Origin of the sequence: Nostoc sp. UIC 10607 (genome assembly GCF_047228265.1) — a bacterium.
GTDB classification, from domain to species: Bacteria; Cyanobacteriota; Cyanobacteriia; order Cyanobacteriales; family Nostocaceae; genus Nostoc; species Nostoc foliaceum_A.
The window spans coordinates 224748-246068 of sequence record NZ_JBIQNW010000001.1 but is presented as its reverse complement, the minus strand read 5'-3'; the positions used below and the strand labels follow the sequence as shown (position 1 = coordinate 246068).

General features: G+C 40.7%; 16 protein-coding genes. 13 read left to right on the top strand and 3 right to left on the bottom strand.

Going from position 1 to position 21321, the window contains the following annotated elements; translation table 11 throughout:
* Window positions 1-570 (top strand): calcium-binding protein (locus ACEYW6_RS00975; RefSeq protein ID WP_412978284.1); only part of this gene is annotated, 570 nt, incomplete at its 5' end.
* Between the two features lie 348 nt (window positions 571-918).
* Here the strand turns inward: ACEYW6_RS00975 and ACEYW6_RS00970 are convergent.
* Window positions 919-5433 carry a beta strand repeat-containing protein gene (locus ACEYW6_RS00970; RefSeq protein ID WP_412978283.1) on the bottom strand — a complete coding sequence of 1505 codons (4515 nt, stop codon included), beginning with the start codon at window positions 5431-5433 and terminating at the stop codon, window positions 919-921.
* Between the two features lie 149 nt (window positions 5434-5582).
* Between ACEYW6_RS00970 and ACEYW6_RS00965 the strand changes: the two genes are divergently transcribed.
* The 12 genes from ACEYW6_RS00965 to ACEYW6_RS00910 all read left to right on the top strand — a co-directional run bounded on the left by ACEYW6_RS00965 (window position 5583) and on the right by ACEYW6_RS00910 (window position 19627).
* The gene (locus ACEYW6_RS00965; protein ID WP_196512098.1) at window positions 5583-5810 is read left to right on the top strand and encodes a hypothetical protein; all 228 of its coding nucleotides are present in this window, start codon (window positions 5583-5585) and stop codon (window positions 5808-5810) included.
* A complete protein-coding gene (locus ACEYW6_RS00960) occupies window positions 5807-6271 on the top strand; it encodes a type II toxin-antitoxin system VapC family toxin (RefSeq protein WP_412978282.1) in 465 nt (154 codons plus the stop codon). Before ACEYW6_RS00965 ends, ACEYW6_RS00960 begins: the two co-directional genes overlap by 4 nt.
* 272 nt (window positions 6272-6543) lie before the next feature.
* Window positions 6544-6861: a hypothetical protein gene (locus ACEYW6_RS00955; protein WP_412978281.1), complete on the top strand. Its 318-nt coding sequence runs from the start codon at window positions 6544-6546 to the stop codon at window positions 6859-6861.
* An 18-nt stretch (window positions 6862-6879) separates the two neighbouring features.
* Window positions 6880-8595, top strand: coding sequence for an HAL/PAL/TAL family ammonia-lyase (locus ACEYW6_RS00950; RefSeq protein WP_412978280.1), 1716 nt, complete (start codon window positions 6880-6882; stop codon window positions 8593-8595).
* A 41-nt stretch (window positions 8596-8636) separates the two neighbouring features.
* On the top strand, window positions 8637-10178 hold the full coding sequence (locus ACEYW6_RS00945; protein ID WP_412978279.1) for a class I adenylate-forming enzyme family protein: 1542 nt from the start codon (window positions 8637-8639) through the stop codon (window positions 10176-10178).
* Between the two features lie 230 nt (window positions 10179-10408).
* On the top strand, window positions 10409-11476 hold the full coding sequence (locus tag ACEYW6_RS00940; protein ID WP_412978278.1) for a methyltransferase: 1068 nt from the start codon (window positions 10409-10411) through the stop codon (window positions 11474-11476).
* A gap of 40 nt (window positions 11477-11516) precedes the next feature.
* The gene (locus ACEYW6_RS00935) at window positions 11517-13280 is read left to right on the top strand and encodes a ScyA-related TPP-binding enzyme (protein WP_412978277.1); all 1764 of its coding nucleotides are present in this window, start codon (window positions 11517-11519) and stop codon (window positions 13278-13280) included.
* Window positions 13277-14410 (top strand): 3-oxoacyl-ACP synthase III family protein, encoded by a 1134-nt coding sequence (locus ACEYW6_RS00930; protein WP_412978276.1) that lies wholly within the window; start codon window positions 13277-13279, stop codon window positions 14408-14410. Before ACEYW6_RS00935 ends, ACEYW6_RS00930 begins: the two co-directional genes overlap by 4 nt.
* Window positions 14411-14465: 55 nt before the next feature.
* On the top strand, window positions 14466-15071 hold the full coding sequence (locus ACEYW6_RS00925; protein ID WP_412978275.1) for a hypothetical protein: 606 nt from the start codon (window positions 14466-14468) through the stop codon (window positions 15069-15071).
* Window positions 15072-15186: 115 nt separating this feature from the next.
* Window positions 15187-15780 (top strand): hypothetical protein, encoded by a 594-nt coding sequence (locus ACEYW6_RS00920; protein WP_412978274.1) that lies wholly within the window; start codon window positions 15187-15189, stop codon window positions 15778-15780.
* A 68-nt stretch (window positions 15781-15848) separates the two neighbouring features.
* A complete protein-coding gene (locus ACEYW6_RS00915) occupies window positions 15849-17579 on the top strand; it encodes an ABC transporter ATP-binding protein (RefSeq protein WP_412978273.1) in 1731 nt (576 codons plus the stop codon).
* A gap of 239 nt (window positions 17580-17818) precedes the next feature.
* Entirely contained in the window at window positions 17819-19627 is a 1809-nt protein-coding gene (locus tag ACEYW6_RS00910; RefSeq protein ID WP_412978272.1) for an ABC transporter ATP-binding protein, read from the top strand.
* 111 nt (window positions 19628-19738) lie between these two features.
* Here ACEYW6_RS00910 and ACEYW6_RS00905 read toward each other — a convergent pair whose 3' ends face one another.
* Both ACEYW6_RS00905 and ACEYW6_RS00900 read right to left on the bottom strand, forming a co-directional pair.
* Entirely contained in the window at window positions 19739-20011 is a 273-nt protein-coding gene (locus tag ACEYW6_RS00905) for a hypothetical protein (protein WP_190899417.1), read from the bottom strand.
* Between the two features lie 407 nt (window positions 20012-20418).
* Window positions 20419-21270 (bottom strand): SDR family oxidoreductase, encoded by an 852-nt coding sequence (locus ACEYW6_RS00900; protein WP_412978271.1) that lies wholly within the window; start codon window positions 21268-21270, stop codon window positions 20419-20421.
* Window positions 21271-21321: the final 51 nt, after the last annotated feature.

Genomic DNA, 21321 nt, shown 5'->3' with positions numbered 1-21321 from the left:
AACAGTGATAATTATATAAGTATCACTGAATACATTGGTGAAGGTGTAGACACAGTTGAGTCTGCCTACACCTTTAACTTAGGTGCTGCTGATCTTGAAAATCTCGTTCTCACAGGCACAGCTGCTATTAACGGCACTGGTAATAGTCTCAACAACACTATTACAGGTAACAGCGCTAACAATACGCTCAACGGTGGAGTAGGTAATGATATCTTGATCGGTGGTACTGGCAACGATATACTCACGGGTGGTGCAGGTAGCGATCGCTTTACGTTCAATTCTCGTAATCAAGGTAATGATAGAATTACTGACTTTAGCGTAGTTGATGATACTGTTATTATCTCTGCGGCTGGTTTTGCTGGCGGATTAGTTGTCGGTGCAGCGATCGCGGCTAGTCAATTTGTGATCGGTACAACAGCCACTACAAGTAGCCAGCGATTTATCTACGACCGAAACAACGGTTCTCTGTTCTTTGATCAAGATGGCACAGGTGCGATCGGCAAAATCCAATTTGCTACACTCAATACCGGACTGGCCTTAACCAATGTAGATATTTTTGTGACTGCATAAAGACTTTAGAGGATGTTTGAAAAGTCCTCTTATCGATATCAAATAGTTTTAGATCCCCCTAAATCCCCCTTAAAAAGGGGGACTTTGATTCTGGTTCCCCCCTTTTTAAGGGGAGCCAGCGCGGTCTTCTCTGCGAGACGCTGCGCGATGGGGTCTCCCCAAGTGGAGCGACTGGCGTGGGTTAGGGGGGATCTAAAAGTGCTTAAAGTCACAGCGAAACACTTTTCCAACAACCTCTTACAGCAATTGTCAAAGAAATAGACGAGATTAAGACGACAGGCGATGAGTTTGTTGTCTTGTCTGGTAAGGGATTTAGGCAATAATTATTCTCCAGGTAATATCATGTCCTTAATTAGAACATTCTCGACTCAATAGCAACTGCCCATTATTCAGCCGATATAAACCTTGCGGTTCAATAATTGGATCGCTTTTCTTCCAAGGACGGGATGTAATTTCGACACCTCTTACTTCACCAGTTGTGTAGTTAGAAACCAAAATACCAGGACGATTAGTGGTTATTGCACCAGAACCTGTAATGGTAAAAGAGTTTTCTTGTCGCTTTGTGCCGCGTGAAATGCAACTATTGGCGATGAGTGCATTAGTATCGATGACTGGAGGTAATTCGGTAAAGCTGTTTTGAATGGAACTGGTATCGGGTGTGTTAATGCTAATCACACCTGAAACGCCTTGTTCGGAACTAGCGGTAATATCACTTTTTTCAGTTGGCTTTGTCCGCGACTCGATACCGAAGATACCTTGCGAGTTAATTTCGACCTTTCCACCTGTTCCTGTGAAGGCGTTGGCTGTGATATCGCTGTTTTCTTGGGGGATAGCGACGATAAATCTGGAATCGATATCGATGTTACCACCATCGCCACCTGATTGCGCTGTACCTGCGGTGGTCGAAATTTGGCTACCGTTACGCAATAGTAAGCGATCGCTAGCAGTTACATTAATATTTCCACCATCACCAGAGTTAGTTATTGCTGCAATAAATGCTTTGTTATCAAGTGCTGTGGAACTAGAATTAATATTAATATCTCCGGCTTTTCCTTGTCCTAAGCTGCTTGAACTGATTCCCCCGCGATTTAAAAATAAAGAATCTGTTGTCAGGTTAATATTACCTCCATTGCCCACAGCTGTTGGATTGACTGCACTAAAAACACCACTAGCAAAACCCGTGGTGCTAACACCGTCAATTAAAATGCGATCGCGTGCATCAATGGTGATATTACCCCCATTGCCTTTAGAAAAAGTACTACCATTAACCACTCCACCATTGGTTAAAAATAAAGAACCTGTTGTCAGGTTAATGTTGCCTCCTCTACCTTCACCTTCACCTTCTAAGGTACTAAAAGCACCGCTTAATCTTCCATTGCTACCGACACCATCAATGCTAATAGCATCGTCGGCATTAACTATAATGTCACCTGCATTACCTTTACCGAAACTGGTAGCTGCAAGTTGTCCGCCGTTTCTTAGTGTTAAGGAGTTGGTTGTTATTTGGATATCCCCACCTTTGCCAACACCTCCAGCAGACAAAAAACTATAAGCGCCACTAATACCATCGATAATCACAGCATCGCTAGTATCGATGTTTATATTTCCAGCATTCCGGTTTGCAGCCGTGATGATTATACCGCCATTTGTTAACCTCAGCGTTCCTGCTTTAACTTGGATATTTCCACCATTACCTTGATCGCTACCAAAAGCGGCAAGTGTAGCACCATTTTTTATAAATAATTCTCTAGCGTTGATGCGGATATCCCCAGCGTTACTTATGTTATCGGTTAGTGCAGAAGTGCTTACATAAGTAGATGAACCACTTTCCCCACGATCAAGAGTTACTGTATCACGGGCATTGATGGTGATATTGCCTCCATTTCCCCGTCCATTTGTTTCTCCAGAAATATATGCACCGTTGGTAAGGGAAAATGACCCTGTTGTAATTTCGATGTCACCTCCCTTACCTTGACCATTCAGCAAGGAACTAAATAAACCACTACTTATATCAATTTTGCCAGTGCGATCGCCAATATTATAAGTTACATCCTTTAAGACACCATCAATTTTGACGGTATCACGAGCATCAATGGTGATATTTCCACCATTACCCTTTCCTTCAATAAGTGAAGAGGATATACTACCACCATTTATCAAAAACAGCGAGCCTGTTTTAATTTGAATATTTCCGGCGTTACCATTGAATACTTGCGTATTAACACCACTCGCTAAACCACTACCAGCAACTCCATCAATAGCAATAGTATTGCCAACATCAATAAAGATATTACCTCCATTTCCTTGTCCGCCGTTACTAGCATTTAATCGTCCGCCATCTTTAAGTAATAAATTACCCGTAATAATGTGAATATCACCACCATTACCTATTGCGTTACCACTAGCAAAACTTGATACTCCACTACCAGATTTTAGACTGCTTCCAAAACCTGAAAATGTCGCATTATCGCGGGCATTAATAGTGATATCTCCTGCATTTCCGTTACCAGCAGTAAAGCTAGATATTACAGCACCATTATTAACAGAAAGTGATGCAGCTGTAACTTGAATGTTTCCTGCTTTTCCGACACCTCCAATCAGTAAATTGCTTTGCAAACCGCTAAAGGCATCATAATCTAAGTTATCTAGTTTGACATTTTCAGAGGCTTCAACGGTAATATTTCCGCCATTACCTTTTCCTAATATACTTGTTGATACTTGACCGCCGTTACTTAACGAGAGAGAACCTGTTTTCAGGTAAATATTTCCTCCGTCACCTACCCCCTGAATATACACACTACTCGTCATATAACTATTGCTATCAAAAGCTATATTATCAAAGGCATTAATGCTGATATTTCCAGCGTTTCCTTTACTGTCTGTTGTACTACTAATAAAAGCTCCATTGCTAGCTTTGAGCGTACCTGTGGTGATTTGAATACTACCTGCATTACCTTCAGCAGTCGGTTGCACAGCATTAATCATCCGGCTAAAAATATCACCGTCATTACCATCTAATGAAATATTATTACGAGCATTAATGGTAATATTACCAGAATCACCTTTTCCTCTAGTGCTACCTTGAATTTCCGAACCGTCGTTTATTTCCAGTGAATTGGTATTGATAGTAACGTTTGCACCATTACCTATTGCACCCTCACCTACTTCGGAAATAATACCGTTAACTTCTCCAAGTCTTGAGTTACGAAAACTGATATCACCTTGAACATTAATATTAATATTACCTGTATTTCCCTGTCCTCCTGGTAGCTGACCATCAGCACCTTCTATGGTGGATTGGATTTGCGAACTATCTGTTAAAGAAAGTGAACCGCCAGTAATGTTAATTTCACCACCATTACCCACACCCCCAGTTCCAATGCCACTAATTATGTAGCTATGGGTAAGTGAAACTGCATCTGATGTTTGAATCGAGATATTACCACCATTCCCTTGTCCTAAAATACCAGTATTAATTAAAGCATCATTACTGAGTGTAAAAGAGCTAGATTTGAGGTTAATATCACCACCATTTCCCTCTCCATAAATCTTAGTAGTAAGGTAAGCATCATTACTGAGTGTAAAAGAGCTAGATTTGATGTTAATATCACCACCATTTCCTCTGGCTCCTGTAGATACATCGCTAAAAATTCCACTATCTAAATTAGATATTTGACCTGTAATATTAACAGCACCTTGAGCATTGATGTTTACATTCCCAGCATTACCTTGTCCTAATATATCAGCATTAATAGTAGCATCAATTAATGTTAATTTCTCAGTTGCAAGATTGATATCGCCAGTATTCCCAAATGCTCTTTCTTGCACTACGTTAGCAATGAAGCTTTGATCTATTAACGTTGTCTCTGCTGTGGCATTAATAGTAATATCTCCACCTTGACTATTTGTAGTACCTAAACCTATGTCTATTCCTGCTCTTAATTTACTTTGCCCTGCTAAATTTACATTTCGAGCTTCAATTTTGATATTCCCACCATCCGCACCGCGAACATTAACTTCTGCGCCATTACTCAACGAAATATCAACGCGTTCCGCATTTTCAGGTATTACTAAACCCAGATTATCATCTGCAATATTCAATCCCACATTTCCCGGTGCAGCCAAACCTGCTAACTCAACATTTCCGCCATAAGCGTGAATACTCCCACCATCAATATTGATATTTCCACCAACAAGCAGCAAACTTTTACCATCAGCAACTCGCAAACCCGTAACATCTTGTCCGATGAGATTAGTACCTGCGGGTGCTTGGGATTGATTGATAATTCCCCCACTTGCTTGGATTTGATTAAACAGCAATACTGAAGGATTAATAGTCAATAATGGTAATGCTTGGGGATTTGTCGCACTAAAAATACCTTGATTGCCAAACTGCACACCGTTCGCAGTCGTCCCAACAAACGAACCATCCACATCTAAACTGGCATTTTTCCCAAACACAATTCCATTGGGATTTATCAAAAATAAATTCGGGCTAGAACTGCTAAGTGTGCCGAGTCTCCCCAAAATTTCTGAAGGGTTATTACCTGTCACCCGTGCCAAAATATTCTGAATATCTGCGCTAGGACTGAAAAAATATGCCCCACGTCCTTCGCTGATATTAAATTCTTGAAAGCTGTGAAACAGATTAATTTGGCGAGTTGCACCACCAGTAATTATTTCTATCGGTAGTCCTTGAAAGTTGTCTATAACTTGAGAGGACTCAGCCCCAAGTGTGTTATCAGGCACGATATTGCTTTGCTGTGCCTGGGTTTTGCTAGTGAAGAGACTTACACTTAAGCAGCCCAGCAACCCTGTTAATCCGAACTGTAAACACTTGTTTAATCCGTATTTGATCGTCATTGGGTGCGCTTTTATATAGATTATTTGAGTATCTAATAGAACTGCACCTTTGAATAAGAAATCAGCAAATATTCGTTAATTATGCAGTTTTCTGCAATGAAGCGTGACCCTGAAAGTAAAATAAAACTATCCTCCACTTAAGCTCCATCATGGTTATCGAAGAACTCGAACAACAACTCCTTCAGCTTTCACCCAACGATAAACTTTATATTATCCAACTCCTTGCCCAAAGCCTGACTACACACAATAACAACACCCACCTAGAGCAACCAAGCAAACTCTCAGAATTCTTTCGTCAATCTCCCCTAGCTGAACTTACCGAAGAATTAGACTTGAGCCGCGATCGCAGCCTACCCCGCGATGCCTTCACCCCATGATCTACCTTCTTGATACTTGCGTGATTTCCGAAGTTATTGCTAAACAACCAAATCAACAAGTTTTGGATTGGCTAGATGCCCAAGTGCCAGAAACACTTTACCTTAGCGTCATCACAATTGGCGAAATCGCTAAAGGCATCAGCAAACTTACTGCATCTAAGCGGAAAGAATCTCTAACAAAATGGCTAAATGAAATCTTACCCAATCGCTTTGAACACAGAATCTTAAGTATAGATGTCTCAACAATGGTGTTGTGGGGAAATTTAGTCGGGCAACTAGAACAGAATGGACGACCTCTACCCATCATGGATTCTCTCATTGCAGCGTTGGCGAAGCCCGCCGTTCGCGTAGCGTCTTGTAGAGAAGGCATCGCCCTGCAAAACTCTTTATCACTTGTCACCCGTAACGAGAATGATTTTACTGGGACAGGGGTTGTAATCGTTAATCCTTGGTCAGTTTAGCCCTTCAGTGAATTGATTGCTGGCAAAGATGGCAATACAGTTTTCTGCAATGAAGCGATCGCATTCCTGCATTTTCCAGGTATCTAAACTGCACGCAAACAAGCAGAAAAGGTGGATGTGTGGCATGAATATGTCGGATATTGTATAACTCATCGACGACAGTAATATTACTGACCGCTAATTAATTACTCTCTAGCTAAGTAATTACACAACTTAAGATTTTTACAAGTTAGTGCCACATTTATTACACGTTTTAGGAGGATGTCAAAACGATGATTATCGTCATGAAATCCGGTTGTCCTCAACAAGAAATTGAATTATTATTTACAGAGCTTTGCCGTTGGAGCGTTGTACCAGAAGTATCTGTTGGTAAAGACAAAGTAGCAATTATTTTGGTTGGCGATACAACGGAAATCGACGCGCAACAAGTCCAAAATTTGAGTCCTTTTATTGAGCAAGTGCTGCGGATAAATAAGCCATTAAAACGGGCTAGTTTAGAGTTTCGTTATAGTGAAACCAACGACCTAAAGGTGTCTACACCCTCTGCACACATCACCTTTAGTCAAGTCAGTCAAGCTTTAAAATTTTAGTCACAATCTCTCAAAAATATGGATGCAATTCGGTTAAGCAAAAGCACAGTACGTCAGAATTCATTTCCATTTTTAAACAGTTCAGATGCCACTGTAATTGTAGGCGATCGCAATCTCACTATCGAAGAAGTCATTAGTGTAGCGCGTTATGGAGCACAGGTACGTTTAACTGATGATCTAGAAAAATTGGCTAATGTCCAAGCATCCTGCGATTTTATTCACCATGCGGTTGAATCTGGCGACCCAATTTATGGGGTGACAACTGGCTTTGGTGGTATGGCCAACGTGGTGATTTCTCCTGAATCTGCGGCTTTACTACAAAATAATTTGATGTGGTATCACAAGGTGGGTGCAGGAAAAAAATTACCTCTTGCTGATGTCCGCGCTGCAATGCTTCTACGTGCAAACTCCCATATTACTGGTGCATCGGGGATTCGTTTAGAACTCATCAAACGGATGCTGGTATTTCTCAATGCTGGCGTTACACCTCATGTCTGCGAATTCGGTTCAATTGGTGCGAGTGGTGATTTAACGCCTTTAGCGTATATTACTGGGGCATTGATTGGTTTAAATTCCAGTTACACCGTAGACTTTAACGGTGAGGAAATGGATGCACTAACAGCACTGAAAAAGCTGGGTTTAGAGCCATTGCAATTACTTCCTAAGGAAGGGTTAGCAATGATGAATGGTACTTCTGTAATGACTGGAATTGCAGCTAATTGTGTACAGAGCACGAGAATTTTATTAGCTTTGAGTGTGGCTACCCATGCTTTAGTAATTCAAGGTTTATCAGGTACTAATCAATCGTTTCATCCATTCATTCACAAACTCAAACCCCATTCTGGGCAAGTTTGGACGGCTTCGCAAATGCTGGATTTGTTAGCAGGTTCGCATTTAATTCGTGATGAGTTAGATGGTTCCCATGATTATCGAAATGAGCATCCAATTCAAGACCGTTATTCTTTGCGTTGTTTAGCACAGTATATGGGGCCGATTGTGGATGGGATTGAGGAAATTGCTAAACAGGTTGAGATAGAAATCAACTCTGTGACTGATAATCCATTAATTGATGTTGAGAACCAAGCTAGTTATCATGGCGGCAATTTTTTAGGGCAATATATTGGCGTAGGAATGGATCGACTGCGTTATTACATTGGAATGTTGGCGAAACATTTGGATGTCCAAATCGCTTATTTAGTTGCACCAGAGTTTAATAATGGGCTGTCTCCATCGTTAGTGGGGAATCAACAGCGTCGTGTAAATATGGGTTTGAAGGGGTTACAAATTACTGGCAATTCGATTATGCCATTATTAACTTTCTATGGAAATTCTATTGCTGATAGATATCCCACCCATGCAGAACAATACAATCAGAATATTAATAGTCAAGGGTTTGCTTCGGCGAATTTAGCGCGAACGAGTGTAGAAGTTTTTCAACAATATATGGCTGTGGCTTTGATATTTGCGGTGCAATCGGTGGATTTGCGTACCTATGCGATCGCAGGACATTATGATGCTCGTGCAACTTTGTCTCCTGCAACTAGGGATTTATACATGGCGGTGCGGAATGTGGTAGAGCGATCGCCATCTGAGGAGCGCCCTTATATATGGGATGACAACGAACAAGCTCTGGATTTGCATATAAGTAAAATTGCTGATGATATCGCTCACGGTGGAGAAATTGTGACTGCTGTTAGTCGAATTTTGTCTAGTTTTCAAGAGATCAGAAAGTAAAGGCCAGGAATAGGACTTTCTTAATTACGAATTACCTAGCTATGAATATCGCACATCATATAGAACGTGGTCATCGGCTATATCCTGACAAGATTGCCATCATTTCCGAAGATAAATCTTATACCTACAGACAACTTGATCGGTTAGTGAATTGTACAGCGAATGCATTGCGTGGGTTAGGAATTGTAAAAGGCGATCGCGTGGCGCTGTTTTTACCCAATATACCGGAGTTTGCGGTCGCGTATTTAGGGATTCTGAAAATTGGTGCGATCGCAGTTTCTCTAAATGTCATGCTGAAGTCTGCTGAGGTTAGTTACATTCTCAATGATTGTGCAGCTAAGGCGATCGTTACCACAGAATCGGGTCGTTTGCAGGTAGTAGACGCTGATTTACCCCATTTAAAACATATTCTCATTGCTGAGGGTGCAGTTAATAACGACATAGATTTTAGAGATTTGCTCGCAAATGCTTCTCCCATCACCCGCGCTGTCGAGATGGGATGGCACTCTCCAGCTAGCATTGTCTATACTTCTGGTACTACAGGCTTTCCCAAAGGTGCAACACTTTCTCACGGTAATATCATTTCTAATATCTCTGCACACAATCGTTGTTGCGGAATGAATAAAAATGATAGATTACTGCTTTATGTGCCACTGTTTCATTGCTTTGGTCAAAATGCTATTTTCAACGCTGGTTTAAATGTTTGTGCAACGATCATTTTGCAACGACGATTTGATTTAGATCAAGTGTTAGAAAGCATCGGTAAATATCAAGCTACTATGTTTTTTGGCGTACCGACTGTATTTATTCGGTTACTCAATCAAGACACTTCTAAATATAACTTTAGCAGCCTACGCTATTACTTTAGCGCTGCTGCTCCAATGCCTGTAGAAATTGCCCAATTGTGGCAAGACAAGTATAAAAAGGTGATTCATGAAGGATATGGTTTAACCGAAGCATCACCCTGCGCTAGCTATAACCACAATTTCAAATATAAATTTGGTTCCATCGGAGTCCCAATTGCAAATGTACAAATGCAAATTGTGGATGCTAACGGTTATCAAGTATCACCAGGAGAATTGGGTGAAATAGTGATCAAAGGGCCAAACGTGATGCTTGGTTATTGGAACCGTCCTCAAGAAACTCAAAAAGTAATCAAAAATGGTTGGTTGCATAGCGGCGATATTGGTCGCATGGATGAAGAGGGTTTCTTCTACATTGCCGATCGTTTAAAAGACATGATTAACGTCTCTGGATTTAAGGTATATCCAACAGAAGTTGAAAATGTTATTTATAAACATCACGCTGTTGCTGAAGTCGCTATTTATGGACTTCCTGACCCCATAAAAGGCGAGATAGTCAAAGCCAATATTGTAGTCAAGAATGGTCATACAATCACCGAAAAAGAAATTATTGAATTCTGCTCTCAGCAAATAGCAACTTATAAAGTTCCCCAGACAATTAAATTTGCGAATTCTCTGCCTAAAAATCCTACAGGCAAAGTAATGAAACGATTTTTACGTGACGAAGAATTGGCTGTTATCTCTAACAGAAGCCTAAGCTTGCTTGCACAGACAAGATGAGTATCATAGCACGTGCAATACCTAACCCCCAACCCCTTCCCTACCTCTCCCTAACCCTCTCCTACGAGGAGAGGGAAGCGGAAAATTTTGTTGCTGGAAGGGGAGTAAGATTCTAAGCCTCTCTCCTTTTAGGAGAGAGGTTTGGAGAGAGGTCAAAGTGTATTGCATACAGAAGCGCTATACCTAAAATTTCTGACTTCAATTAGCTCACTTCACACATTCAAAAAACTATGAACGCAACTACATCTATAACAATTCAAAAACCAATAACTGATGAACTCCTATTATGGAATCTTCTGTTCGCAGATACAGGTCGTCAAGTATTGCTCGTTGCTTATGACATCAAACTGTTCCCTCTCCTATCTCAAAAACCACGCACCTTAGCAGAAATTTGTGATGGATTAAAGATTTGCCAACGCCCAGCAGAAGCTATCTTAGCAGTCCTTGCATCTATCGAATTAGTAGAACTAGAAAATAACCTTTATTCACTCAGTCCTCTTGCCAAAGATTATCTAATCGAAAGCAGTCCGACATATTTCGGTGCTTTATTAGAAATGATGATCTTTGACGATCGCAAGCACATCTCTTCATTTGAGAATTTAAAAAAGGCTTTATTTACCAATAATCTTCCTGGTAATAAGTTAAGAGAGTCTTTGGGTAAAAACCATGAATTAATGCGTGCTATTACCTTTGGAAATAATGTTAAGTTTATCCGTGGCTTTATTTCTAGTATGCATGGCCCAAGTATGGCAGCTGCACTAGTTTGGCCAGAACTAATTGATTTATCTGGATATAAATTGTTTGTTGATATTGGTGGAGGATCGGCGGCTCATTCAATTGGCGCAACGTCAAGATGGCCGAATTTGCGAGCCGTTGTCCTCGATCTGCCTCCAGTGTGCGAAATAGCTCAGGAATTTATCACGCGCTATAGGTTGCAGAGTCGGATTGTGACACAAGAATTTGATATGTGGAGCGATTCCTTTCCCATAAGTGATCTTCATTTTTATAGTTCTGTTTATCAGGATTGGCAACCAGAAAAATGCTATATTCTCACCCAAAATAGCTTTAATAGCTTATTACCTGGAGGGCGAATTATCCTCCATGAGATGTTATTTAACGATCAAAAAACCGGCCCTTTCCCAGTAGCAGTTAATAATCTGAATACATCTTTAAAGCTGGGAGGTCAACAATATTCAGGTCAGGAATTATCAATGATGTTGGAACAAGCAGGTTTTATCGACATTGAAATTAAACCAGCTTCGAGTTACTGGAGTATTATCACTGGTCGTAAACCCTAATTTTTGCTCAATAAAACCTATACGCACCAAATTTACTGATATGAACACAACAACAGTTACAACTACATCTGGATCTTCCATTTTCTCGCCACCTATAAATAGCAAACTGACCCAATTAACATCAACGGAACTCACAGTTGGAGAAACTGTAGTCAAGATGTTAGAAGATATGGGAGTCGAATCCGCATTTGGTGTTTCCGGCGGTGGAATTGGGCCACTGTGGGCATCCCTCAACCGTAGTAATATTCAAGTTCTACACTTTCGCCACGAATCGGGAGCAGCCTTTGCAGCTTGTGAAGCCCACTTCGCTAGCGATCGCCCCGTGGTTGTGTTCGTCACGACTGGCCCCGGTATCACCAACGCTTTGACAGGATTGTTGGCTGCGAGAGGGGAGGGTGCAAAGGTAATTTTGCTATCTGCTGCAACTGCGTCTGGAAATCGCGGACGCTGGGCTTGTCAAGAAACCAGCGCTCACACGTTACCAATTTCAGGTATATTCACCCCAGGGGCATTATTCAACTACGCCACCATTGTGGAAACAGGCGACGAAATCCCGGAAATTTCCCGCAGACTTGCTCAAGGATTATCGCAAACTGGTGGTTTTGTCGCCCATATCAGCATTCCTACGCCAATTCAAACTAAACCATGCACAGCGCGATCGCAATTCGGATTTACTCGTGCGATGTCAGTTCCTAGTGAAGAAGCGATCGCTGAATCTGTGCGGTTGCTTTCCCAAGAACCCTTTGCGATTTGGGTGGGTTTTGGTGCTAGGGAAGCAGCCGCCGAAATTCGCCAATTAGCAGAACGCACGGGGGCTGCGGTGATGTGTTCGCCTCGCGGTAAGGGCATTTTTCCAGAAAATCATCCCCAGTTTATCGGCGTTACCGGGTTCAGTGGTCATACTTCTGTCCTCACATATATGCAATCACAGCAACCCCAGCACATCCTCGTATTGGGAACCCGTTTAGGTGAACCAACTTCTTTCTGGAATCCCTTAATGATTCCTTCTGGTGGCTTCATTCATGTAGATATAGACCCAGAAGTACCGGGAGTAGCCTATCCGTCAGTACCAACTTTAGCGATTCAATCGGAGGTAAAAGCTTTCCTCAAGTCTTTACTAGCATATTTTCCCCAGCGTCCAGGGAATTCCCCAATATTGCCTAATCCAGAGTTGCAAGCAGTTTCTCTCCATACAAATGGTTTAGTCAGACCAGAAGTATTGATGGATGCAATTCAAAAAATCATCGTTGAGAATAGCGATGCTGTCATCCTCGCCGAAGCTGGTAATTCCTTCGCTTGGGCGACTAACAGATTACGCTTCACCCAACCGGGACGCTACCGAATTAGTACCGGTGTGGGGGCGATGGGTCATGCTGTGACTGGAGTTGTAGGCGCGACTTGGGGCGGAAATGGTAAAGCGATCGCTATTGTGGGAGATGGTGCAATGTTAATGAATAGCGAAGTTAGCACCGCCGTTAAATTCAACATTCCCGCCGTTTGGATTGTACTGAATGACGGACGCTACAATATGTGCCACCAAGGGATGAATTTACAAGGATTTCAAGGCGTAGATACGGAAATACCGAGTACAAATTTTGTCAAACTTGCCCAATCGATGGGTGCAGACGGTATCCGCGTTTCCACAGAATCAGAACTAGAAGCAGCGTTAACAAAAGCTTTGGCGGCTGCTGTTCCCTTCGTTGTTGACATCAATTTAGACCCCACACAACCTGCTCCGATTGGCGGTCGAATTCGCAGCCTCATTCAACAAGGAGCAATCGAATCAAAAGGAGAACAATCATGATTTTACAACCAGTTGGCATTCGAGCGATCGCACTGAATTTTCCTCGCACCATCCGCACCAACGATTATTACAGAAATAATTTTCCCCAGATGGTGGCAGAAGCTGAACAAAAAACCTTGGCGCGGTTGTTTGTCACAGATAATTCTACAGATATCTGGTCGCAGGAAGTAGCCCCTTATATGTCTGACCCTTTTCGCGGTACTGTTGAACGGCGAGTAGTCAGTCCAGATGAAACCTCTCTATCTCTAGAATATCAAGCTGCGATCGATGTTCTGCAAGCCGCGAAACTACAGCCTGAAGATATTGACTTGATGCTTGTAACTTCTTTGTTTCCCGAACAAGTCACACCAGGAAATGCAGCCTTTCTCGCCGGTAAATTAGGATTATCCAGCGCAGCCTGGAATATAGAATCAACCTGCACTTCTGTATTAGTTTCCCTACAAACAGCCTGTTCTTTAGTGCGAACTGGAGAATATCGCAATGTATTAGTGGTTGTCTCCTCCACATACTCCCGTTATACCGATGAGAATGATACCCTCGCCTTCTTGTCAGGCGACGCAGCCGGAGCATTTATTGTGGGCGAACTGCAACCCAACCAAGGAATTTTGGGAACTAAAATTGCCAATACCGCCGCCACTTGTGGAGCTTTTTATAACGAATTCACCACCGATGAACAAGGAAACATCAGAATGTTCATCCGGGGAGGTAAGGGCGCAAGTAAGATGTTTAACGAGACAACCGTCAAGTTTATTCGTCTATGTTGTCATGGAGCGATCGCAGTTGCTGATGTGAGTTTAGATCAAATTGACTTTTTTGCTTTTAACACACCCAGCGCTTGGTATTCGCAGGTTTGCACCCGTGCATTAGGGATTAATCCAGAACGGACTATTAACCTGAATCCCCTCTACGCCAATATTGGCCCAACTTTCCCCGTAGCCAATCTCTACCACGCCGCCCAAGCAGGTAAAATCCAGGAAAACGATTTAGTTCTCGTTTATACAATGGGTTCCTCATCGAATGCAGGTGCTAGCGTCATGCGTTGGGGCGATGTCGCCTTGGGAACTCCACCCGCTCCTCCCCTCAGCCTTTCTCTAGATAATCAGAAAATTCTCATTCCTAGCGGTTCGTAGTCAGGATTAATTTACCCCTCATTTCTCAGATACTCATCAAATTTGCGAGGTTTTTATGAAATTCTGGAGAAAAATATCGGTTGTATTTGCAATTGCGATCGCAGTATTCTTATTTCAAGGAACAATCAGCAAATCTGCTGCTCAAGCTGCTACATACAAATTCACTTTCACTGGTGAAGAAGCCAACGGCTACTTCATTTATGATACTGCTGCCAAAGGTGAAACAAAATCTCCTTACATGACTCAATATTACGGTGGAGGGCGAGATTACAAAGTCGATTTAGGAGACAAAGGATTATTTCAAGGAACAGTTAGCAATGCCATCGTTTTTCTGCCAAGAGAAGAAGATAAAGTCCTAGCAAAAATTCGAGCACAACATGATAAACAATATGGCATAGATGACGAGCATAATGTTTTATTGCCTGCTGATCTTTTCCTTTTACAAGTACGAAGCTTTGAACGACAGCCAAAGTCTAATTACTCTTTAGTTAGCTATTTCAAGTATCCTCAAGAAGCATTTAATGGGTCTACAAAACTACCAACCGATGTTCCTCTAAATGCTGAAATTGAAGTATTTCCAAAAGTGGATTTCCCAAAAACATTAGGTAAAGCTATAGTGAAAGCGCCCGTACAAACCAAGATAGAAAAGATATCTGATTAAATTAACACAGTTCTATTTTCTCGTTACCATGCTCTGCATGGTAATGAAATATCCGAGGCTCCGCCTCATAAGAATACTGAGTATAAATCAAAATCAATAAAAAGGAGGCAGAATAATGAACTTCTGGAAGAAACTAATAATTATATCTATATTGAGTATCACAGTCTTTTTTACTCAAGGAATAATTGATAATTCCCCAGCCCATGCAGCCCTACATAAATTTAGTTTTAACGGCGATAAAGCCAACGGCTACTTTATCTTTGATGACTCAATTCGGGGAGGCGCACCAATTCGCCCAGATATGTTGAGCGAGTACGATGGTTCTGTTGTAGAGTATGCAGTAAATATTGGCGATGAAATATCAGAACAAGGTTCTCAAAGCCCTAAAAGAGCAACCCATGATGAAGCTCGAACTATTGTAACTTTACTACGTCCTGAATTAGTCAAAGCTTCCCCCAATCTTCCTAAAGATTCTCCAAAAGACGATGAGTTTATCCTTTTTGTACCCAAAGTTGCCCGCCAATCTCAATATGCATTATCAGTTCGATTTCGCTATCCTGAGAACACTTTTCAAAATTCTGTAGCTCAACCAAAAAATGTTCCTAATCAAGCATTAATGTCTGTTCATCCCTACTGGAATTTTCCCATAACTATGGGCAAAGTAAAATTTGAGCAATCGGTTAAAACAACAATTGAAGATATTTCTTAATTACCAAATAAGGGTGTAGGTGCGGTTCCTAACCACTTTTTTAGCTACTTTCAATACGGAAATTACTTATGAAACAAAAACCAGACGTGCCTATTGAGGCACTAAAGCGAATTTTGACAATGTTGCAAAAATACCCAGTAATGGTATTAGCTGCGATCGCTAGTTTGTTAATCATGACGGTTGCTAATATGGCTACTCCTCAAATTATTCGTTGGGGAATTGATGCAGGTATTGCCAAAAACAACTTAAAAGTGATTTTGACTTGTGGGGGATTGATGGTTTTGGTGGCTTTGATTCGGGGATTGTTCAATTTTGGACAAAGTTTTTTTGCAGAGACAGTATCTCAAGGTATTGCTTATGACATTAGAAACACATTTTTTAGCCAAACCCAGCATCTAAATTTAAGCTACCACGATCGCACCCCCACATCACAATTGCTCACCCGCATTAATAATGATATCGAACAAATCTGCGTCTTTATTGGTGCCACCCTGCTGCAAATTTTCGGTGCTGCGATCGTATTATTAAGTAGTGTGGCAATTTTGCTATTAATGAATTGGAAGTTGGCACTAATAGCATTAGCAGTTATCCCAATTTCATTCATTTTACTAGGCGGATTTTTTCAGAAAAATGCTTCCTTATTTACTAAGGCGCAGATGCAATTAGAGAATTTAAACGCAATTTTAAAAGAAAACTTACTCGGTGTGCGTGCAGTCAAAGCTTTTGTGCGTCAAGAAACAGAAATAAACCGCTATGGTGTTGCTAACCAAGAGTTTATTGCAACAAGTATCAAAACCATTTATGCGTTGCGAGATACATTTCCGATAATTTTTCTAATTAGCAATTTACTTGCAGTTATCATTTTTGGCTACGGAGGTTTAGAGGTAATCAACCAGAGCTTTTCTATTGGCAAATTAATCGCCTTCAATTCTTATTTAGTATTTATTATTCAACCAATATTTCAGACGACTTTCGCATTTCAATCTGTTGCCCAAGCAGCAGCATCAGCAGCTAGAGTTTATGAAGTAATAGATACAGAAATTGAAATTAGGGAATCTCCGAATGCAATTTTTTTGAAAAAATGCGAAGGCAAAATTTCGTTTGAAAATGTTGATTTTCGCTATCCAGAAGCAAAAGAAAATACCTTAAATAGTATTTCATTTGAAATTCAAACAGGTCAAACAGTGGCAATTTTAGGCATGACGGGAGCAGGTAAAAGTACAATTGCTAAATTGATACCACGCTTTTATGATGCGACAAATGGAATAGTCAAGGTTGATGGATATGATGTTCGCTCTTTAAATTTAATTAGCTTACGTTCTCACATTGGTTTTATTTCTCAAGAAGCAAATTTATTTTCTGGAACTATCCGTGAGAATATCGCTTATGGAATACCAGATGCTTCTCTTTCAAAGGTGATTGAAGCAGCTAAATTTGCTCAAATCCACGATTTTATTATTAGTTTACCTGATAGTTACGATACTGTTATTGGTGAACGAGGAATTGGTTTATCAGGTGGGCAAAAACAAAGAATTACTATCGCTCGTATATTGATAAATGATTACAAAATTTTGATTATAGATGATAGTCTTTCTGCTGTTGATGCAAAGACAGGAGCGTTAATTCAAGAATTCTTCAAATTACTAATGCAGCAGCGCCAATGTACTATAATTTTTCTCAGCCAACGGATTAATAATATAGTAAATAGTGCTGACGAAGTTTTCATAATTGATCAAGGACAGTTAGTCACCAGAGGTTCCTATGTAGAGTTAATCGAAAATACCATCCTAAAAATATAAATGAGCCGCTTAATACGAACTAATTTCATTATTTTTGACATTAGTTATTGTCAGAGGCTGATATCAACTAGAGTTAATTACTTATCATTTGTCATTGCGAAATATTCGCCTTTGGCATTCCCATAGGGAAGCAATTACAAGGTTTTGCGATTACTTCCCTTCTCTGAAAACGGTCGTAATGACGGTTATTTACGCGGACATGATATTATCTTCACCTTGCTCTTATCCTTATGTCATCTATGAACAGAAGAAATAATATTTTGGAATCGGCATCAAAGGTAAATACACCATTACCTGTTATACGTCGTTTTAGTCAATACTTTCGCCCATATATCAAAGGTATCCCTAAGATTTTGGGGCTAATTATTATTAGCTCAATTACCCAAGCCATAGCACCATTACTGACTGGTTGGTCAGTAGATAATTTGATAGTAAAAGGTAATTTATTAGGATTGTTATGGATGCTCGTTATATTATCAATAGTATATTTTATTGGGTTTTTCTCAAGTCGCACTTTGATTGTTAAAGTTGGCGTGATTATGCAGCGTATACTCGCACAATTACGCCAAGATATTATGAACAAATTACAAACATTACCCCTCAGCTTTTTCGATCAAAGTAAAGCGGGTGATTTAATGAGTCGTCTACTGAGCGATGTAAATACCTTAAATCAATTATTCAGCCCTATCTTGCCACAAGTTATTGGTAGCTTTTTTGGTTTATTAGTAAGTGCTATATTCATGCTTTATATAAACTTACAATTAGGTTTAATTACTAGCCTAATGATGCCAATCATACTATTGACAACTGCCTTTTTTGCACGGTTAGCTAGAGCAAAGTTTCGCATTACGAGACAAACAATTTCTCAACTTTCGATTAAAATAGAAGAAAATCTTAACAATATCCAGGAAGTTCAAGCATTTAACCGCGCACAACTCAACATTCAAGAGTTCCGCACACTTAATGCAGACAACCGAAATGCCAATATTCAAGCTACAGCAATTACTGCTGCTTTTCTACCAACAATAGACCTATTTAATACACTTGCTTGGGGGATTGTATTAGCTTATGGTGGTTTTCTCGTCTATCAAAATATCATGACAGTGGGAGCAGTCACCGCATTTTTGTTTTATGTCCAGCAATTTTTTCAACCCATCCAACTTATCAGTAACTTCTATACTCAAGCACAATCTGGATTAGCCGGATTAGAAAGGATATTTTTGCTTTTGGATGAACCAGTCCAGCTTCAAGATGCCACAGATGCGATCGCAATGCCACCAATTCAGGGTAAAGTTCAATTTGAACATGTAAATTTTGAGTATAAGCCTGGACAGAAGGTTTTAGAAAATGTATCTTTTAATGCTGAAGCAGGACAAGCGATCGCTTTAGTTGGAGCCACTGGTGCAGGAAAAACTACTATAATTAGCCTGCTTTCCCGCTTCTATGATGTGTCAGATGGTGCAGTAAAAATTGATGATATAGATATACGAAAAGTTACACAAGCCAGCTTGCGTCGTCAAATTGGTGTTGTGTCACAAGATACTATGATTTTCAGCAGTAGCGTTGCCGAAAATATTGCCTTTGGCAATCCTCAAGCAACAACAGCAGAAATTGAAGCAGCTGCAAAGATTGCAAATATTCATGACTTTATCTTGACCTTACCCGAAGCCTACGCTACACAATTAGGAGAACGGGGAATGAATCTCAGCAAAGGACAACAACAATTAATCAGTATAGCTCGTGCGGTTTTGGTCAACCCGCGCATCTTGATTTTGGACGAAGCAACCAGTAACATTGACAGCCAAACAGAGAATTTAGTTCAGCAAGCGATCGCTAATTTAATTAAAGGTCGCACCAGCTTTATTATCGCTCACCGCCTGACGACTGTAACTAACGCAGACAAGGTATTAGTCATCGAGCAAGGACAAATCATCGAACAAGGTACACATGCACAATTGATGGAGCAAAAGGGAGTATATGCAAACCTTTATTCTCTACAATTGGCAAATAATATCAAAACTAGTTTGAAAATAGGGTCTAGGAACTAATCATTAGAGATGAGCAAAGAGACATTTTCATGGTTATTTGTAGTATTGTTCTGTGATTGACTTATCTACTGCCATGACTGAAGAATTTTACCCATACGCGAACAGTTATAACTACTGAATTTTGAATGCGATAATACCAATAAATACAGCAAGACCTAGCGCTCTCCGAAAATAATTAACACCTTGAAATAATTCCAACCACGCCCAAGTAAACAAGGAGCCAGTTGCCAGTACGTCTAACACTGTATTAATTTTGCCACTTGTAAAAACTAGAGTTAGTAAACTAGTTACTATCCAAACAATAAGCGGTAGGTTTGGCATCTGAGCTATAACAATTTTGCCATCGCTGTCACGGAAGGTTTTATCAACTAATGTATTTTCCATTATTGCTACCTAGCTAAAAATGATTAACTTACAAAAACTATCGGCGGCTCTATCGAGAATATGCTTGCATTTAATTGCAATTTCCTTGATTATCTTAAAACATTCAAAACTCTCTTTCCAAGCATCTAATTGCTGAGATTAGAGCGGGAAGCATATTCATATATGATTATATTGATAGGCATACTCACCAAAGCGGCGGGAAGCTCACTTTTTCAAAGGGTGTCTGGGATAGTCGCCCCGCCGCTGTTGACTGATGACTGATGACTGTTGACTGTTAACCGTCATCAGTCAACGTAAAATACCATCCCCTTTTAGGGGTGGGATGAACTTAAACGAAATCTGCCAATATATCTGTCATCGGCTTTTGCAATTTGGAGCGATTGACAAAAACCGCTATGCCACTTACTTTATAACCAAAAATGTCGATAGTCCTCGACATACTGTCGTATAGTCAGCGGTGAACGATTGAGCAATTGCTCTGTATCAGATGTGATGTTGCCCGCCAATCCTAAACGAGCGGTTGTGTAGATTGCTACCATTACTAAAACAAAGTCCATTGGCAACCCCGATAAGCGCATTTGTCGAACAAACTTTAGCGCATAGGGATTATAGCGTACCCTTTTACCTAAAACCGATGTGAAGATGTCAGCTACTTCGTAATAGGTTAAGGCTTCTGCACCCGTAAGCGCATAGGCTCGTGACTGATGACCATCTTCAATCAAAGTACGAACTGCAACAGCAGCAATATCTCGCACATCAATAAAACTTGTTTTACCATTACCTGCTGGCATCAGCAATTCACCACGAGTTTTGATGTCTTCTAGATGGGTGGTGTTAAGATTTTGCATAAAAAAGCTGCCCCGTAAAAAGGTGGCAGGAATACCCAATTGTTCGATATAGCCTTCAATTTTTGAGTGCGGCACAAAAGGGTTGCGTTCGGCTCCCAGTATTGAAAGAAACACGATATGCTCAACGCCTGCAAGTTTTGCAGCATCGAGCGCTGGGGCAATTTGTTTGCGAACATTCGCAAGGGCAGGCGGACGCACTAAAAAAAGTTTATTGACTTTCTCAAAAGCATGAGCAAAGGTGTCGGGATTGTTAAAATCGAACGGGACGCTCTGGATATTGCTGCCTAATATCTGTTTAGCGCTCTTCGGATTTCTAACTGCGGCACAGACATTACAATCGTGGGATAGCAGTAAGCGAAGAACTTCTTGACCGACATTTCCAGTCGCACCAGTCACTAAAATTTTCAGCATTATCAGCAATTCTTGTTAGAGCGGACTGAATTTCATAAACGCTCTGTTGTT

What these genes read in the sequence shown, in the direction of transcription:
- ACEYW6_RS00930 (WP_412978276.1), top strand. Translation starts at nt 13,277, where the DNA reads ATGATTTTACAACCAGTTGGCATTCGAGCGATCGCACTGAATTTTCCT.
- ACEYW6_RS00925 (WP_412978275.1), top strand. Translation starts at nt 14,466, where the DNA reads ATGAAATTCTGGAGAAAAATATCGGTTGTATTTGCAATTGCGATCGCA.
- ACEYW6_RS00915 (WP_412978273.1), top strand. Translation starts at nt 15,849, where the DNA reads ATGAAACAAAAACCAGACGTGCCTATTGAGGCACTAAAGCGAATTTTG.
- ACEYW6_RS00965 (WP_196512098.1), top strand. Translation starts at nt 5,583, where the DNA reads ATGGTTATCGAAGAACTCGAACAACAACTCCTTCAGCTTTCACCCAAC.
- ACEYW6_RS00900 (WP_412978271.1), bottom strand. Translation starts at nt 21,270, where the DNA reads ATGCTGAAAATTTTAGTGACTGGTGCGACTGGAAATGTCGGTCAAGAA.
- ACEYW6_RS00945 (WP_412978279.1), top strand. Translation starts at nt 8,637, where the DNA reads ATGAATATCGCACATCATATAGAACGTGGTCATCGGCTATATCCTGAC.
- ACEYW6_RS00960 (WP_412978282.1), top strand. Translation starts at nt 5,807, where the DNA reads ATGATCTACCTTCTTGATACTTGCGTGATTTCCGAAGTTATTGCTAAA.
- ACEYW6_RS00905 (WP_190899417.1), bottom strand. Translation starts at nt 20,011, where the DNA reads ATGGAAAATACATTAGTTGATAAAACCTTCCGTGACAGCGATGGCAAA.
- ACEYW6_RS00935 (WP_412978277.1), top strand. Translation starts at nt 11,517, where the DNA reads ATGAACACAACAACAGTTACAACTACATCTGGATCTTCCATTTTCTCG.
- ACEYW6_RS00920 (WP_412978274.1), top strand. Translation starts at nt 15,187, where the DNA reads ATGAACTTCTGGAAGAAACTAATAATTATATCTATATTGAGTATCACA.
- ACEYW6_RS00940 (WP_412978278.1), top strand. Translation starts at nt 10,409, where the DNA reads ATGAACGCAACTACATCTATAACAATTCAAAAACCAATAACTGATGAA.
- ACEYW6_RS00950 (WP_412978280.1), top strand. Translation starts at nt 6,880, where the DNA reads ATGGATGCAATTCGGTTAAGCAAAAGCACAGTACGTCAGAATTCATTT.
- ACEYW6_RS00955 (WP_412978281.1), top strand. Translation starts at nt 6,544, where the DNA reads ATGATTATCGTCATGAAATCCGGTTGTCCTCAACAAGAAATTGAATTA.
- ACEYW6_RS00910 (WP_412978272.1), top strand. Translation starts at nt 17,819, where the DNA reads ATGAACAGAAGAAATAATATTTTGGAATCGGCATCAAAGGTAAATACA.
- ACEYW6_RS00970 (WP_412978283.1), bottom strand. Translation starts at nt 5,433, where the DNA reads ATGACGATCAAATACGGATTAAACAAGTGTTTACAGTTCGGATTAACA.